General features: G+C 63.4%; 14 protein-coding genes and 1 tRNA gene. 3 read left to right on the top strand and 12 right to left on the bottom strand.

The genetic code is table 11. The features are described 5' to 3' along the window. Positions 1 to 25: 25 nt before the first annotated feature. From addA to CJO11_RS01995, 8 genes are all read right to left on the bottom strand, one after another. Positions 26 to 3,502 carry a double-strand break repair helicase AddA gene (gene addA, locus CJO11_RS01960; RefSeq protein WP_095011204.1) on the bottom strand — a complete coding sequence of 1,159 codons (3,477 nt, stop codon included), beginning with the start codon at positions 3,500 to 3,502 and terminating at the stop codon, positions 26 to 28. Beyond that, on the bottom strand, positions 3,499 to 6,441 hold the full coding sequence (addB, locus tag CJO11_RS01965; protein WP_095011205.1) for a double-strand break repair protein AddB: 2,943 nt from the start codon (positions 6,439 to 6,441) through the stop codon (positions 3,499 to 3,501). Before addB ends, addA begins: the two co-directional genes overlap by 4 nt. After that, positions 6,434 to 7,156, bottom strand: a complete 723-nt coding sequence (locus CJO11_RS01970) for a nucleotidyltransferase family protein (RefSeq protein ID WP_095011206.1) — start codon at positions 7,154 to 7,156, stop codon at positions 6,434 to 6,436. The genes addB and CJO11_RS01970 overlap by 8 nt, the downstream gene beginning before the upstream one ends. After that, positions 7,153 to 8,142 carry an aminoglycoside phosphotransferase family protein gene (locus tag CJO11_RS01975; protein ID WP_095011207.1) on the bottom strand — a complete coding sequence of 330 codons (990 nt, stop codon included), beginning with the start codon at positions 8,140 to 8,142 and terminating at the stop codon, positions 7,153 to 7,155. The genes CJO11_RS01970 and CJO11_RS01975 overlap by 4 nt, the downstream gene beginning before the upstream one ends. After that, entirely contained in the window at positions 8,139 to 8,576 is a 438-nt protein-coding gene (tsaE, locus tag CJO11_RS01980; RefSeq protein WP_095011208.1) for a tRNA (adenosine(37)-N6)-threonylcarbamoyltransferase complex ATPase subunit type 1 TsaE, read from the bottom strand. Before tsaE ends, CJO11_RS01975 begins: the two co-directional genes overlap by 4 nt. Next, complete coding sequence (locus tag CJO11_RS01985) at positions 8,573 to 10,909, bottom strand: sensor histidine kinase (protein WP_095011209.1); 2,337 nt, start codon at positions 10,907 to 10,909, stop codon at positions 8,573 to 8,575. Before CJO11_RS01985 ends, tsaE begins: the two co-directional genes overlap by 4 nt. 90 nt (positions 10,910 to 10,999) lie before the next feature. Then, the gene (gene ahcY / locus CJO11_RS01990) at positions 11,000 to 12,394 is read right to left on the bottom strand and encodes an adenosylhomocysteinase (protein ID WP_095013156.1); all 1,395 of its coding nucleotides are present in this window, start codon (positions 12,392 to 12,394) and stop codon (positions 11,000 to 11,002) included. A 135-nt stretch (positions 12,395 to 12,529) separates the two neighbouring features. Then, entirely contained in the window at positions 12,530 to 13,000 is a 471-nt protein-coding gene (locus CJO11_RS01995; protein WP_150124959.1) for an S-adenosyl-L-homocysteine hydrolase, read from the bottom strand. A gap of 246 nt (positions 13,001 to 13,246) precedes the next feature. Here CJO11_RS01995 and CJO11_RS02000 point away from each other — a divergent pair, with 246 nt between their 5' ends. Then, positions 13,247 to 13,726, top strand: a complete 480-nt coding sequence (locus tag CJO11_RS02000; protein WP_095013157.1) for a peroxiredoxin — start codon at positions 13,247 to 13,249, stop codon at positions 13,724 to 13,726. 65 nt (positions 13,727 to 13,791) lie between these two features. Here CJO11_RS02000 and CJO11_RS02005 read toward each other — a convergent pair whose 3' ends face one another. The 4 genes from CJO11_RS02005 to CJO11_RS02020 all read right to left on the bottom strand — a co-directional run bounded on the left by CJO11_RS02005 (position 13,792) and on the right by CJO11_RS02020 (position 15,544). Beyond that, positions 13,792 to 14,217: a PaaI family thioesterase gene (locus CJO11_RS02005; RefSeq protein ID WP_205651087.1), complete on the bottom strand. Its 426-nt coding sequence runs from the start codon at positions 14,215 to 14,217 to the stop codon at positions 13,792 to 13,794. A 25-nt stretch (positions 14,218 to 14,242) separates the two neighbouring features. After that, positions 14,243 to 14,848: a GTP cyclohydrolase I FolE gene (gene folE, locus CJO11_RS02010; RefSeq protein WP_095011211.1), complete on the bottom strand. Its 606-nt coding sequence runs from the start codon at positions 14,846 to 14,848 to the stop codon at positions 14,243 to 14,245. Between the two features lie 161 nt (positions 14,849 to 15,009). Further along, positions 15,010 to 15,086 (bottom strand) — tRNA-Arg (locus tag CJO11_RS02015). 47 nt (positions 15,087 to 15,133) lie between these two features. Next, complete coding sequence (locus CJO11_RS02020) at positions 15,134 to 15,544, bottom strand: (deoxy)nucleoside triphosphate pyrophosphohydrolase (RefSeq protein ID WP_240504521.1); 411 nt, start codon at positions 15,542 to 15,544, stop codon at positions 15,134 to 15,136. A gap of 90 nt (positions 15,545 to 15,634) precedes the next feature. Between CJO11_RS02020 and CJO11_RS02025 the strand changes: the two genes are divergently transcribed. Further along, a complete protein-coding gene (locus CJO11_RS02025; protein ID WP_095011213.1) occupies positions 15,635 to 15,814 on the top strand; it encodes a Flp family type IVb pilin in 180 nt (59 codons plus the stop codon). Positions 15,815 to 15,925: 111 nt separating this feature from the next. After that, entirely contained in the window at positions 15,926 to 16,111 is a 186-nt protein-coding gene (locus tag CJO11_RS02030; RefSeq protein ID WP_095011214.1) for a Flp family type IVb pilin, read from the top strand. Positions 16,112 to 16,174 lie beyond the last annotated feature (63 nt).

Genomic DNA, 16,174 nt, shown 5'->3' on the forward strand with positions numbered 1-16,174 from the left:
GCACCAATTTAGGGTCGTCGCAGCGTTACTCAAGCGCTGGCTGTGCATAGCTTTCCGACGCGGTCGACAAGCCGCTCTTGCGCGCTGCCAGCATCTCCGCAGGTATCGCGATCAGCTGCGGTGTCTGGGTGTAGAGCACTGCCGCCCTGACTGATCGCCCGGGATAGATCGCTTCGAGCGCCGCGGAATAAGCCGCCATCTGTCGCAACGTTGTCTCGGGCACGTCTTCGAGCCTGGAAGGCGGCCGACGCGCGGTCTTGAAATCGACCACGGTTACCTCTTCCGCCGTGACCAGAAGGCGGTCCGCCGTCCCGGCTATTACCTGCCCATCGACAGTGGCAGCCAGCGGAACTTCGGCCAGAGCCCCAAGTGCGAAAATGTCGGCGAATTCGGACTCTGCAAGCACTGCAATCGCAGCGGCTAGCATATCCTCACGCTCTTCCCTCTCGAGGTCTCCGGCTTGTCGCTCAAGCCATTGCCGGGCAGCATCTTCGCGTTGTGTCGCTGCGATGTCGGGCAAACGCTCCAGCAGGCGGTGGATCAGCACCCCGCGCCGGGCAGCAGTCTTGGCGATTTCGGGTGGTAGCGGAGGGTCTGCGCCTTGCTCGCCACCGGCGGACGACGGTGCCAGCGGGCGCGGAGGGCGCGGTTCAGATCCAACAGGCGTCACCGCCCACGCCGGGAGATCGACATCCTCCGTTCGCTCTGTTGCGTCCTTTGCGAAAGTTAGGGAACACATTTCGCCAAGTTGCCGCCGCGCACCCCAGATCGGATCGGTCAGCTCGTCATCGGTAAACAGCGGAGCGAGCCGCGCGTACCACGAATCAGGTGCCGGTTCGGTTTCTCGTTTCTTGAGGGGACCGCCGAGGAACAACGCCTCCTCGGCGCGGGTCATGGCGACGTATAGCAATCGCCAATGTTCCTCCCGCTCGGCTGCGGACATTGCCGTTTCCGCCGCTTCGATGCGACCGACTTTCTCTTCGCTGCGCAGGTTCGGCAAGGGAACGGTGCGCCCTTCACCATCCGGGAGATCCTCCGCCAACGTCAGCCCGCGCGTACGCGAGCTGTCGGGGTTGCCGGTTGCATCGGCGAGGATGACGATTGGCGCCTGCAGCCCCTTGCTGCCGTGCACCGTCATCACCCGCACAAGTCCTCCGCCGCCGTCGGCCTCGCGCTTGAGTTCGGCATCCCCGGCGTCGAACCAGGCGATGAAACCGGCAAGACTGGGCGTATGTGCGCTGGCATAGGCGCTCGCCGCATTGAGCAGTTCGTTCACCGGATCGTTCGCTTCGTGACCGAGGCGGGAGACGATCGCCTTCCTGCCCTGCCACGGCCCGACGAGGATCCAGTGGAGCAAGGCTTGCGGCGGCTCGAAGTCGGCCCGTTGCAACAACCCGCGCAGCCGCTCGGCGGTCTCACGCTGGCGAGGAGCCGCGCCGCTGCGGATATGGTCCCACAGCCCCACGCCTCTCTTGCGCCAACCGTGATCGAGCAAGTCCTGCTGGCTCCACCCGATCAGCGGTGAAACGAGCAGGCTGGCAAGGCTGAGGTCGTCGCGCGGCTGCGCAGCAAAGCGCAGTGCGGCCATCAGGTCCTGCACCGCGAGCGGCGCGCCCAGGCGCAATCGATCGACCCCTGCCACCGGCACGCCCGCCGCGTGCAGCCGGGCAACGATCAGGCCGGCCAGTTCGCTCCGCTTGCGTACGAGCACCATGATGTCGCCCGGCTGAGCATTGCGGCGATGCTTGGCCAGAGGAAAACCCTCGTCGAGCCACATCTTGACCTGATCGGCGATCCGGTTGGCCATCGTGCGCTCGGGCGGGGACAGCCATTCATCCGGGCCGTCATCGTCAGTATCGTCCGTTTGCCCCGAGACAGGTTGCCACAGGCCCACGAGACCGGGCAGGCCCGATGTGTGGCTGACGTGCGGATCGGCGCGTTCGGGCAGGCCGAAATTGTCAGGTCCGATCGCCTTGATCGCGGCGTCGACGAAATCGAGCACTGGCTGCGCTGTGCGATAGGACCGCCCAAGGCCCAATTCGAGCAACTCGCGTGCACGGACATTGCTGCGCAGTTCGCGGGCGTTTTCCGCTGCCGCGCGCATTTCATCTCGAAACCGCTGCCGTGCAGCTTCGAAATGCTTTGGGCTGGTGCCCTGAAACCCGAAGATCGCCTGCTTGTAATCACCGACCACGAAAATGGTCCGCAGCTTGCCGTCATGCTGCCCTTGCCCGGAGAAAAAGTCTCCGGTCAGCGCATCGATAATCGACCACTGGGCCGCGTTGGTATCCTGTGCCTCGTCGACGAGGATATGGTCGAACTGGCGGTCGAGCTTGTAGCGGATCCACGCAGCGAGGTCGGAATCACTCAGCAGCTCCGCCGCGCGACGGATCTGGTCGTCGAAATCGATCAAGCCTTCGCGCTGTTTGGCCGCATCCCACGCCAACGCAAACTTGCGGCCGATTTCGAGCGCGGGAGCGATCCAGTCGACCAGCTCAAGCAGCACCTGCACTGTACGGACACGGTCGATCGATGCGAGAACGCGGTTGGACAATTCCTGATAGTCTGACGCCTGCTTTTCGAGGCTGGAGAGCGATCGCGCGGTCCCCTTTTGCGTAAACAGAGCAACCTGCATCGGAGCGATTGCAGCAACCCTGTCGGCTCCAACCGCTGCAAGGAAGTCCCCAATTGCCACGATCGAAGCGTCTGCGGTCTTTGTCCCCCACGCCTCGTTCGCGGCGAGCATCGACCTGAGCGCGACGACATCGAAGATCTCGTCCGTACAAAGCTGAGCTAGTGTCGCCTCTCCGGCATCTGCATCAAGCCCGAGCAATTGCGAGACGCGCGCACGCATCGGCGGTTGCCAGCTTCCCGGGCCGAACCATGCTTCGTGCGCCTGCGCGCAGCGCATCAGCCAAGCCCGCGCACCATCGGGCCCAAACCGCAAAGAGAGTTGCGCGAGCGGCTCGATTACCGAAGCATCGCCGCGCGCTTCCGCCTCGGCGACCAGCTCTGCAAGGACAGTGTGCGCAAGGGTTTCGCGATCACGATCTTCCATCGGGCGGTTGCCCGGCACGAGGCCCGCCTCTTCCGGGAACGCCGCCAGCAACCATTGCGAAAACGCGTGGATCGTGTCGATCCGCAGGCCTCCGCCCGGGCAATCTAGGACGCTCGCAAACAATGTCCGGGCGCGCGCTTGCGTTTCCGGGTCGACCGGCGCGCCGATGTCCTTGAGCTCCTTTGCAAGCGCTTCGGGCTTGAGGCGGACCCACCGGGCGAGCACGGTATTAACCCGCTCGGCCATCTCGGCAGCACCGGCCTTGGTGAATGTCAGGCAGAGGATTTCCGATGGCCTGACATTCGGGCTCAACAGCAACCGAAGCACACGCGCAGAGAGCACCTGGGTCTTGCCGGTCCCGGCCGAAGCCGAGAGCCATACGCTGTCCGCAGGCTCAACTGCCTTTGCTTGCGCGTCGGTGAGCGGGAACACCTTGCCGCTCATGTCTCGCGGCCCATCCATTCATCGAGGCGCATGAGCTGGTCGTACGTCGCATATCCGTCTGCGTCGGGGTTCAACCGCGCAGTGAACGCCTCACGGCCAAGGATCCATCGGTCGAGCGCATCGTCGAGATACTCCTGCGCCTTGGGCAGGAATGCATCTGGATCGAGTCCGCCGCGCGCACCGTCGACCTTGAGCGGCGTCTTGACGTAGCCGAACCCGGTTTCGCTGTCCTTGCTGCGCGCCAGCGACCAGTATTCGAACCGCGTCGCTTTGCCCGTTACGCTGGGAAACGCGCCGTTCTCGACCATCAATCCGAGCGTCCCGAGCTGGAGCGCGTAGCCTGCCTCGACTTGCGCGCCGCTGGGCGGCGAGCCGGTCTTGTAATCGACCACGGCAAAGCTGCCGTCTTCGAGCCGGTCTAGCCGGTCGATCCGCCCCCGTATGGTGACCCCGCGGCATTCGATTGTGCCCCATGCTTCGAACAGTTCGGGAGTTCGCGTCGGATCGCCGGCAATGCGGTTCTGGACCCACTCGAGCGCTTTCATCAGCCGCGGTCGCCAGAGCGCACGGGTCAGCGGATGGGCGTGCATCTTGGCAAGCTGTTCTTCGGCGATAACCTCGATATCGCGCCCGGTCTTGTGCCATTCCTCGAGGATCGCATGCGCCAGTTCGCCCTGCCACGCCGGGCCGGGCTCGGCATCGAGCGCATCGAGCTCGCGCAAGCCCATGATCGAGGACGCGTAGAACTGGTATGGGTCGGCGCGCAGTCGGTCGAGCGCTGTCACGCTAACCGCGACCCTGCGCTGTTCGGGCCCTGGATCGGGAGCCGGGCGCGGATATCGCGCGGCCGGCTCGGCATTATCGATCGCTTGCGCAAGCCGAACCGAACCGCGTTCCCGATGCCGGTCGAGAAGATCGCCCAAGATCGCTTCGACACGCAGCAGGAAACGCGAAGCGATAGCCGGCCCGCTTTCGTCGCGCCGCGCACGGCTCAACACGACTTCAGGCGCGCCCAATGCTGCGGCGAGATCGTGCGCGGAAAGGCCGATGCGGAAGTCCGCGCCAGGAACCCCGAGTGCACGCAAAACTGCCGGAGGAAGCAGAGGATCCGTTGCCGGACGAGCAGGCCAGGTGCCTTCGTTGAGCCCGCCGCAGATCACAAGGTCGGCACGAGCCATGCGCGATTCGATCAGGCCGTAGATCGCGACGCGCGGGTGGCCGCCATAAGGTGGACGGACCGAAATGGCTTCCATCGCATCGGCGAGCGCAGCGTGGATTTCGTCTGCCTCGATCAGGGTTCCAACATCGCGCGCGTGCGACCGAAGGTCCTCGACGAATTGCCCCAAGGCACGGCCGTCCTCGCGGCTCCACAGGGCATCGCCGCATAGCGCTTCGCCGGTTGCGGCAAGTCGGTCGAGCCAATCGGCGAGAGGCAACGTCTGTTCTGAGCAAAGCGGATCGAGGATTGTTGCGGTTTCATTCCACCAATCGGTAACTTGCGCTTCTTCGGCGATCCCCGCCAAAGGGCCGAGACCCGGAGCTGGGCGCGGCCCGCGCAGGCATTCCTCGAACGCGCGGACGCAATCGAGCCATGCCCCGCGACGGTCCCCCATGCGAACGAGCGGGTTGGACAGAGCGGCGATCAACGCGACGGGAGCAGCGCGTTCGGCAGCGACTTCCGCCAGTTGCAGCAGCATCCGCCCGGCGGCGGTGATTGTCAGCGATCGCCCGGCCGAATCGTCGGCCTCCAGGTTCCAGCGGCGCAAGTGCTGCACCACCCGGCGGGCCAATGGACGGTCGGGCGTGACCAGCGCCACTCTCTTCTCAGGTTCGGCGACCGCTTGCCGGATGAGCAGCGCGATCGCTTGTGCTTCTTCCTCGGGGTTTGCGGTTTCCATGATCCTGACGCCTGCCAGGCGACGCTTTTCGGGTGGCAGGTCGACCCATGCCTTGCTCGCCTGCGGTGGCTGGAACAGGCTCGAAACAGCATGGCTGCGCTCGGGCTCGGCAGCGGCCAAACCCCGGCGGTGCCACGGCAGCACTTCGTCCCGGTTGATCCCCATCCGGTTGAGCAACAGCTTGAGGTGGTACTGCGGATGGGCAACCGCATCGCCTTCGCCGAACGGCGGGTCGCCCGGGTTGTCGCTGGCCCCGGCAGCGCCGAGCTCGTCCCAAACCTCACTTGACATCGTGAGGTCGAGGTCCGGCAGGATGACCGCGCCCTTGGGCAGCTCGGATACGACGCGCAGCAGCCGTGCGAGCGCAGGTGCCGCGCTGGTAACACCGGCGGCCACGATCGGCGTCGGCGGCGGTGCCTCGCGCCAGCGCCGAGCGGCAAAATCGAACAGGCGATTGCGGCGCGTAGCGGCATCGGTCATTCCGCTGGCGTCCAGTTCGGCGAGCCATTTCGCCTGAACCCTGGCAAACCGCCGAGTCGCCCTCTGCCAATGGCCCGCCAGCTCGCCGACAATCCCGACGACGCGTTCCTCAAGCAGCTCTTCGGGCCCGATGTCTTCGACCAGCAAGCGGTCCATTGTTGTCGCAACGTCTCGGGCGAGCCTGAGGAGCGCCGAGCCGCGAGGTGCATCCTTGCCCAGTTCCTCGCGCACGATTTCGGCGAGCCGCAGCCAGCGCCGAGTCGGATCGACCGCAGGAGCGATGTCTGCCGCTCCCAGCGGGTCGAGCAACGCGCCGAGCGTTTCGTCGAGGTCGAGGTCGCCCACCACCGCCATTCGCGGCATCAGCATCCCGCCGCCGGAAGCGCGGATGAAGGCCTCTTGCACAGTCCGTGCTGCGCGGGTCGAAGGAAGCAGCAGGGTCAGCCGGGCAAGGCCGAATTCGGGTTCGGAATATCGCGGGATCAGACCGGCTACCAGGGCATCGGCAAAGCCGCGGTGCGCGGCGATCGAATAGACGCTTGGTTGCTTCGCCTCAGACACCCTTCAGCACCGCTTCGGTCGGCTTGATCGCTTGCGGCGTGCCAACCTCGAACCATTGCCCGGTGAAGCTGGCGCCGAACAGGCGCTCCTCCTCGATCGCCCGTTCCCACAATTGCATCGTGCCGAAGCGCCCTTCCGGCGCATCGCGCAGCAGGTGGTGGCTCACGATCTGGATCCCGGTGTAGATGAACGGCGCGATCCGTCCCGCGCGTCGCCGGGTGAGCCGCCCGTGCGGGTCCATATGGAAGTCGCCCTGCCCGGTGAAGTTGTTGGCACGGGAATGCGGCACCACCAACAACAGCGCATCCATCCGCTTTGCGTCCCACAACTCGGACAGTTCGAGGAAGGCATTGCGCGGCCCGTCGAGCCAGATGTTGTCGGCGTTGAGGCAGAAGAACGGATCGGGTAGCAGGCCAGCGTTCACCGCCTTGACCATCCCGCCGCCGGTTTCGAGCAAGGCTTCGCGCTCGTCGGAGATCGTCACCTTCGGTGTCTTGCGGCCCTTGATGTGCGCTTCGAGAGAGTCGGCCAGGTAATGGACGTTGACCACCGCCTGGCCAATCCCGGCTTCGGCGAGGCGGTCGAGCGTGTGATCGATCAGCGCCTTGCCTGCGACGCGGACCATCGGCTTGGGCTGCGCAGCGGTGAGCGGACGCATTCGCTTGCCGAGGCCTGCCGCCATAACCATCGCGGTATCCGAAGCGAGCCCGCTCACATCAACTCTCCGCCAAAGTCGTCGCGGATATTGCGCGGGATATTGGCATCGAACCACGCGGCAACCGCGGCGAGCGCCGGATGCTCGAGATCGCGTTCCATCGCTTCCCAGACGCGCGGAATGTAAGCAAGGTAACGCTGTTTGCCATCACGTTTCCATAGCCGGGCGAAGATACCGACGATCTTGGCGTTCCGCTGCGCGCCGAGCCGGGTGTAATCGGCATCGAAATCGGCGTCCGGGGACGCAAGCTCGCGATAATGCGCCAGCATCGCCGCTTCCAGCTCGCGGCTGACGTCGCGCCGCGCATCCTGGAGCAATGAAACCAAGTCATAAGCCGGGTGGCCGACGAGCGCATCCTGGAAGTCGATCAGGCCTTGCGGCCCTCGCCCTTGTAGGTCCGGGCCAAGCAGCATGATGTTCTCTGCGTGGTAGTCGCGCAGCACGGTTACTCCGGGCAGCTGGCGAGCAAGCATGGGCGCGAGCGCTTCTTCCCAAGCCGCGACGTAGCCGTCCGCATCAACCTCGAGGCCCATCGCCGGGCAGTACCATTCAGTGAACAGGCCCGCTTCGCGCTGGTAGGTTGCCAAGTCGTAGGGCGGGAAAGGTCCGGGCGCGCAGCGGTGTAGCGTTGCGAGAACCGCCACAGCATCCGCGTAGGCTCCGTCTTCGCCAGATGGATTGGCATCGAGCCAGTCGCGCATCCGGTCGTCGCCGAAGTCCTCGAGCAGGACCCAACCTTGTGCTCCGTCAGCGGCGAAAATCTGCGGCGCGCGCAGGTCGTGCTGCGAGAGCCAGGCGGCTACATCGAGAAACGGCTGCGGGTCCTCGTGCGGCGGCGGCGCATGCATCAACATCGCCTTGCGTTCGCCGTCGGCAATTCGGAAGTAGCGGCGAAACGACGCGTCACCGGGGATCGGGTCGATTGCGGCATTGCCCCAACCGGACTGGGCGAGAAAGGCGTGAATCCCGTCGGGCAGGTCGCTCATGGTTCGCGCCCTAGCCAAGATGAACCGGGCAAGACAATCGCTGTTCTGCCCTCGCCCGCATTTTCGAGCGTTACCGACAGGCACCCGGGCTCCTGCGCAAACCCGCCCGCGTTTTCGGGCCATTCGGCAATAAGTGCGGCACCTTCACGGTAGTCGTCGAGGCCAAGTTCCTCGATTTCGCCCGGTCGCTCCAGGCGGTAGAAGTCTGCATGGACGAGCGGCGGATCGAGCGCGTCATAGGTCTCGATAATCGTGAAAGTTGGCGAGGGAACTTCGCTCCGGTGACCGAGTGCGGCAATGATCGCTCTTGCAAGCGTCGTTTTCCCCGCCCCGAGGTCGCCCGACAGCGCCACGACATCGCCGACCCGGAGTTGGCCGGCGATCCGTGCGCCGAACACTTCCATTGCTGCAATGTCGGGGAGATCGACGATCACGGAACGAAAATCGTCGCGGTCGTCCCGGCGCCCTTTTGCGACAGCATCTCGAGTGTGCCGCCATGCGCTTCGATCAACTGGCGGGCAAGCGGGATGCCAAGCCCCTGTCGGCGTTCGAGCTTGCCGTCAGCACCGGTCCTGAGGCCGTCGAGCGCGCGTGATAATTCCTCGCGCGACATCCCGCGTCCGTTGTCCGAAATGACGATGTGCACCCCGTCCCTCTTGCGAGAGAGGTCGACGAGGATCTTTCCGCCGTTCGGCGTCGCATCGATCGCATTATCGAGTAGCTGACCTATCGCCCGGCCCAACTGGCGCTCGTCGGCGGAAATCTTCGCCGTACCGCCACCGCGCAGGTCGAGGCTCAATCCCTTACCGGTGATCGCTTGCTCGCGCTCGCGGACGATTTGCGTGACGAACGGCAGCAACTCGATCCGTTCCTTCGAAATCGGCAGCAGCCCCGCTTCGCTTTGCGAGAGGTCGAGGACGTTTTCGACCTGCGTGGTCAACCGCTGGACCGATTCGAGGATCGCCGCGACGTATTCCTTGCCTTGCTCCGAAAGCTCGCCCGCCACCCCTGCTTCGAGCAATTCGGCAAATCCGCCAATCGAAGTCAGCGGAGTGCGGAACTCATAGCTCATGTTGGCGAGGAACCGTGTCTTGACCTCGTCCGCAGCCTCGAGTGCCTGGTTGCGCTCGCGCAGCGCATCTTCGGCCATTTGCGAATCGGTGATGTCGAGCACCGTCAGCAAGCCGTTGCCATCCGGAAGCGGGACCCCGGCGATTTCCAGCGTCCGACCATCCTTCAACGCGACACGGCCAGCGGTTTGCTTGCGGTCGAGCGTCGCCCCGCGCACCACTTCGCCAATCGCCTGCGCCTGCTTCGGCTTGGTCAGCAACGGAGCCAACATGACAACGAATTCCTCCGCCGTCGGATGCTCGTCGAGTTGTTCACCCTCAAGGCCCCACGCCCCTGCAAACCTGCGGTTCCACAACTGCATGTGGCCATCGGGTGCGAACACCGCGAGCGCCTCGAACAGGCTGTCGAAAGTCGCGGTACGGGTACGCAACAAGGTGTCGCGCGTCGCCGACAATGCGAGTTGTTCGGTGCGATCTTCCGCAATCAATACCAGCGAACCGTCGGGCATCGGCTGCGCGACGATCCGCAGGTGCGTGCCGTCAGCCAGCGGCCAGTTCTCTTCGGCCGGTTCATCCGCCGCAAACCACTCGATGCGTTCGCTGCGCCAGGCAGGGAAATCGCGAACCTCCGGGGTTCGACCTGCCTCGCGCGATTCGCGCATGAAGCGTTCGAATTCGAGGCCCGGGCCTGCTCCCGAGCGCATCGTGAACGTGCGGCGGAAGGCCTGGTTCGCAAATGCCAACCTTCGGTCGGGATCGAACTGCGCGATGCCTACGCCGAGCTGGTCGAGCATCTGGCGCTGCGCATCGCGATAGGCTCGGAACGCGCGACCTTGCTCTTCCATTTCCTCGATATCGACCGCGTAGCCGGCCACGCCTTCATCGCCGAGCGGCAAGTCGCTTACCCGCATCGAGCGCCGCTGACCACTGATCGTCGTTGCTACGATACGCTCGATCGGCCTGCGTTGCTCCGCTGCCTGAGACGCAATCTGCGCGGCTGTGAGACCATCGACCGATTCGATCAACTCGGTCTGCGCTTCGACCACCGCATCGGCGCTATCGCCCGCGACAGCTGCGACATAAGCAGCGTTGACGAGGCGCAGTTTGGCATCGGGGCCGCGAAACCACATCGGCATCGGGGCTGCTTCGATCAACCCGACCAGCGCAGCAAAATCGCTCCGCGCCCGGGCCGCTTCGCTTCGCAGCCGGGAGAGTTCGCTCTCGCTGTCTGAGAAGTCGAAGATCCACAACAGCGCAGCGCCACCCGGTGAGACCTGCGGATCGGCGAGCGTCCCGCGCACTGCGAAGCTTCGCTCCGATCCAGGGACAGATAGCGCCATGCTGAACGGCGCTGCGGTCTTTTGGGTACGGTTGACGTGTTCTGCCAGCTCGGTGACCTGTTGCTTGGTAAGGCCGTTGCCTTGCCCGGCGTGGAGCTCGCTGAGATATTGCGGCAGCTTGGGCAGCCCCAGCCATCCGGCAAGCCGCTCGCTCCCTTCGATCCGCCCATCGACACGCACGACCAGCGGAATCGCCGGAGCTTCATCGATGATGCGGGCCATGCGCCGCGCGGCCTTGCGGGCATTGTCGGCCCCGCGCGCCTTGGCGGCGGCAGCAATCATCAGCCACGCCGCGGCAGCTGTCCACGCTGCCAGCAGCAGGCCGACCATCACCAGCAGGGTCGAGGAAAATTCCATGCCTGACCAGCTATGCGCCGCGCGCGCGCGATGCAACGTGTAGATCGCCCGCTCCCACTGCAATTAGGCCGGCGGGAGCGGGAGATAGCGTCAGTAGCGGTAATGGTCCGGCTTGAACGGTCCGTTCACCGGCACACCGATGTAGTCCGCCTGCTCCTGGCTCAGCTTGGTGAGTTTGACGCCGAGCTTGTCGAGGTGAAGTGCCGCGACCTTTTCGTCGAGGTGCTTGGGCAGGACGTACACATCGTTCTTGTAGGCGTCCGAATTTGCCCACAGCTCGATCTGCGCGAGCGTCTGGTTGGTGAACGAGCAGCTCATCACGAAACTCGGGTGGCCAGTCGCGCAGGCGAGGTTCACCAGGCGCCCCTTGGCCAGCACGATGATTTCCTTGCCGTCGGGGAACTTCACCAGGTCGGTGCCCGGCTTGAGCTCAGTCCATTCGTAGTTGTCGAGCGCGCTGATCTGGATCTCGGAATCGAAGTGGCCGATATTGGCAACGATCGCCATCGGCTTCATCGCCTTCATGTGCTCGGCAGTGATTACGTCCTCGTTGCCGGTCGTGGTCACGAAGATATCGGCGCGAGTGACCGCGTCTTCCATCGTCACAACCTCATAGCCTTCCATAGCCGCTTGCAGCGCGCAGATCGGGTCGATTTCGGTCACCAGCACCCGCGCGCCGCCATTGCGCAGCGACTGCGCACTGCCTTTGCCGACGTCGCCGTAACCCGCAACGCACGCAACTTTGCCGCTGAGCATCACGTCGGTTGCGCGGCGGATCGCGTCAACCAGCGATTCGCGGCAGCCATAGAGGTTGTCGAACTTCGACTTGGTCACGCTGTCGTTCACATTGATCGCCGGGAACGGCAGCTTGCCGTTCTTGGCGATGTGGTAGAGCCGATGGACGCCGGTGGTGGTCTCTTCCGACACGCCGCGAATGTTGGCGACGGACTTCAGCAGGTATCCCGGCTTCGCTTTGACGAAAGCCTTGAGCGCACGCTGGAACTCGATCTCCTCGGCGTTGGCAGGTTCGGGCAGCTCTTCGCCCGCTTCGAGCCGTGCGCCCCACAATGCGAACATCGTCGCGTCGCCGCCATCGTCGAGGATCATGTTGGCGGTGTCGTCACCCCAATCGAAGATCCTGCCGACATAGTCCCAATAATCCGCGAGGCTTTCGCCCTTGATTGCGAAAACCGGGATACCCTGCGCGGCAATCGCCGCCGCAGCGTGGTCCTGCGTCGAGAAAATGTTGCAAGTCGCCCAGCGCACTTCGGCCCCGAGTGCAACGAGCGTTTCTATCAGTACCGCCGTCTGGATCGTCATGTGGAGCGAGCCGGTGATCCGTGCGCCCTTCAGGGGCTGCGAGCTGCCGTATTCCTCGCGCAGCGCCATCAAGCCCGGCATTTCGGTCTCGGCGATCGCAATTTCTGCCCGGCCATAGTCCGCAAGGGCAATGTCCTTGATGACGTAATCGTTGAATTCGCTCACAAAATAATCCTTCACATCGATCAAAGCAGGGTAATACGTCGCGCGAACCAAAAAGGGCGACACCCCGTTCGGTGCCGCCCTTAGGCGCTCGATGCTGTGAACGCAAACGGGCGCGGTGCGCAACCCGGCCGGGACTTAGTGACCGAGCGCGAGCTGGGTCCCTTTGGAAGGATTGTCAGCGAGCATCGTGTCCGCAGCTGCGAGCAGGCTCGCGCGATCGTTGGGCGCTGTCTGCGCCAAATCGCGGGTTGCGGACTTGAGCTCCATGCAGCTCATCCACGGGTGGCCCCTGCCGTATTTGTTGGCCATCCCGACGCTCAATCGATCGAACGCGGCGCGGCCACGCGTCGTTCCGTAACGGCGATTGAGATCGGCCTGTAGCACATGCCCGGCCGAGTTGAGCATGCCGATATGGCGCGAAGTAAAGCGTTGGTAGTCGGCCTGGAAATTGTCGGGCCCCATGCGGCAACGGAGCGAACTGACCATCAACATGATATCGAGGCTACGCAGCTGGCGCGCCTCATGCGCGGTTTCTGCCGCGGCTGTTTGCGGCATCATCATTCCCGCCGTCGCCACCAATGCGAGACCTAGTGTTCCTGTCCTCATCGATTTGCTCCCCTGCAGGCGATCCCATGTGCCTGCTGGAGCCGATGCTGGACCGAGAGATTTACCCGATCTTAAACACCGAAAGTAAAGCGAAATTTACTACGTCGGTGCGCGCGCCAACAGGACAATTCGCAGTTGAGCAATCTCGCTCTTGCAATTGGCGCTTCATCACAATTGCGGTTGTAGCGCATGAACGCGAGCCTATATCCCGAGGCAGATCCAGAATGCACAGCAAGGAGCGATGCAATGACAATTGCCAAGGGTGACAAACTGCCGGACGTGAGGCTGGTCAAGGCGACGGACAATGGACCCGAAGCGGTCCAGAGCAGCGATTATTTCAAGGGCAAGAAGGTTGCGCTGTTTTCCGTTCCCGGTGCTTTCACCCCGACTTGTTCGGCCAAGCACCTGCCGGGCTTTGTCGACAAGGCAGCCGAGCTAAAGGCCAAGGGAGTCGACGAGATTGTCGGCACCGCAGTCAACGATGCGTTCGTGATGAGCGCATGGAACAAGGCCGCCGGCTCGGACGACATCACCATGCTGGCCGATGGCAACGGCGACTTTGCCGAGGCACTGGGCCTGACGATGGATGGCTCGGGTTTCGGCATGGGCAAACGCGGCCAGCGCTTCTCGATGATCGTCGACGATGGCGTGGTCACCGAAATCAATGTCGAAGAGCCCGGCGACTTCAAGGTCTCCAGCGCAGAGCACATGCTCGGCCAGCTCTGAACCGATTTATCCAGAATTGAAGGAAGGCCCGTCGGCGGTGGCGTCGGCGGGCTTTCGATTCCGCCTCAAGGAATGGCGTACGTGACTGTCGCCTGCGCCACGATGTGCTGTTCGCTGCCTTGCCACAGCCGCACGTCGACGGTGGCCAGCTTGCGCCCGAGCTTGAGCAGAATGGCGTCGGCAAACACCGGCTCTTTCTGCACTCCGCGCAGGAAGCTCATATTGAGATTGCTGGTCACGGCCATCGCGACCGGGCCGATATGTGCAAGAATCACCGCATAGGCAGCCCGGTCCGCCAAGCCCATCTGCGTCGGACCCGAAACCAGGTCACCCGGTCGCAGCATCGTCACGTCAGGCACCATCTTGATGCGAAGAAACCCGGGTTCGAACGCTTCGAATTCGAAATTGCGCTGAGGATCGCCGGGGAACGCCTGCCGGAAAAACGCGGAAAGGTCCTCGGCAGTCATTGCCAGCTCGAATGCGCGTGCCATTAATGTACCTCCGGGCCTTGTCCGATCAGCCGTAGCCCATCAGGCTAAGCACTTCCTTGCGGCTGCGCTGGTCATCGAGAAAACAACCGAACAGGCGGCTCGTGACCATGCCCACGCCGGGGGTGCGCACACCGCGACCGGTCATGCAGCCGTGTTCGGCTTCAATCACCACCGCGACGCCGTGCGGATTGAGGTTGTCCCAGATACACTTTGCGACTTCAGCCGTGAGACGTTCCTGAATCTGCAACCGGCGCGCATACCCGTGAAGGACCCGGGCAAGCTTCGAAATCCCGACCACTCGGTCGCGCGGCATGTAGGCGATCGCTGCCTTGCCGGTGATCGGCGCCATGTGATGTTCGCAGTGCGACTGGAACGGAATGTCCTTTAGCAAGACGAGCTCGTCGTAGCCGCCGACCTCCTCGAACTGGCGCGACAGGTGGCTCGCCGGGTCTTCAAGGTAGCCCTGACAATATTCCTTCCATGCACGCCCGACGCGCTTTGGGGTGTCGAGCAGACCCTCGCGCTGTGGATCGTCGCCCGCCCATCGAATCAGCGTTCGGATCGCGTCCTGCACATCGTCGGGAACGTCGATCTTGCCGTTGGTGCCGTTTGCCTCATCGTGATCGTGCATCGCTTCCAATTCCCCAAACGTGTTCCCGGGCACAGCCAGGCTGGCCCCATCGATTTGGCTGGCTACTTGGGGCTTCGGGTCACGTTGGGCAAGGGCATCGCGACCAGAACGCAGGCCAAAACCAACAAAGCCCACCCCTCACGAAAAGGGATGGGCTTTGTTGGCGCGCCCGGAAGGATTCGAACCTCCGACCACCTGATTCGTAGTCAGGTACTCTATCCAGCTGAGCTACGGGCGCGCTTGGAGGGCGCCACATAGGGGGGCAGTTCCGCCTTGGCAATCCCTTTAGGCCGGCAATTGTGCCAGCAGCGCCATATCGAGCGGCGGCATCGGCAGAGAGGATACTTCCGAGGCTGCGAACCAACCAATTTTTGCATCGGGATCTGGTCGAGGCGCCCCAACCCACGCGCTCACTTTGTAAAGCTTTATGACGATCGCGCGGTTGGCACCTTCGTCGGCACCTTCCGCCGCTGCAATCTCGGCAAGCGCTTCCTCCCGGACCAGGATCCTCAACTCCTCGTTAAGTTCTCTGACCAGCGCAGCCTGCGAGGTTTCACCGGCCTCGACCTTTCCACCGGGGAATTCCCACAGGCCGCCATGTTGCTTGTGATCGGGGCGGCGCTGCAGCAGGAAACGGCCCTGGCCATCGCGCATCAACCCCGCGACTACGGTCAGAGATGTCGGATTATTTTCCAATCGAAGCACCCTCCGAAACCATTTCTTAACTGATCGGGACGCAAAATCCGGTTCGTATCAGAGTTTATGGACGCAGGGGCAGTATCCGCAATGAGCAACATACTCTTTCGGTTCGTCCGCGATGAAGCGGGTGCGACTGCCATCGAATATGGCCTGATACTCTCGATGGTATTTCTCGCCATGGTGGGCGCGGTCCAGGTTTTCGGAAACGAGACGATCGGAATGTGGAACCGCATCACCACGGACGTGAAGACAGCCATCAACAAATGACTGCGCTGTTAGGAATTTATCAACACCCGCTGCGTAGTCCACGAATGTCCCGGTTACCAATTTGGGTTTGGGCCGGGTCGGGTAGCGAAGACTGAAACCAGGAGACGACTAATGCAGTTCATCAACAAGCTCATCCGTGACGAAGACGGCGCGACCGCGATCGAATACGGCCTGATTGCCGCTCTGATCGCCGTTGCTGCGATCGCCGCCATGCAGGGCCTCGGCAACCAGCTGAGCAGCACCTTCGGTGGTGTTTCGACCTGTCTCGCGAACGCTCAGGCGAAGACCGCCTGCTAATCGCAAGATACGCAAAAAGATTTGGGCGGTGGAAGCGATTCCGCCGCCCTTTTCTTATGCGCG

Source organism: Tsuneonella mangrovi (assembly GCF_002269345.1).
In the GTDB taxonomy this organism is placed as follows: domain Bacteria; phylum Pseudomonadota; class Alphaproteobacteria; order Sphingomonadales; family Sphingomonadaceae; genus Tsuneonella; species Tsuneonella mangrovi.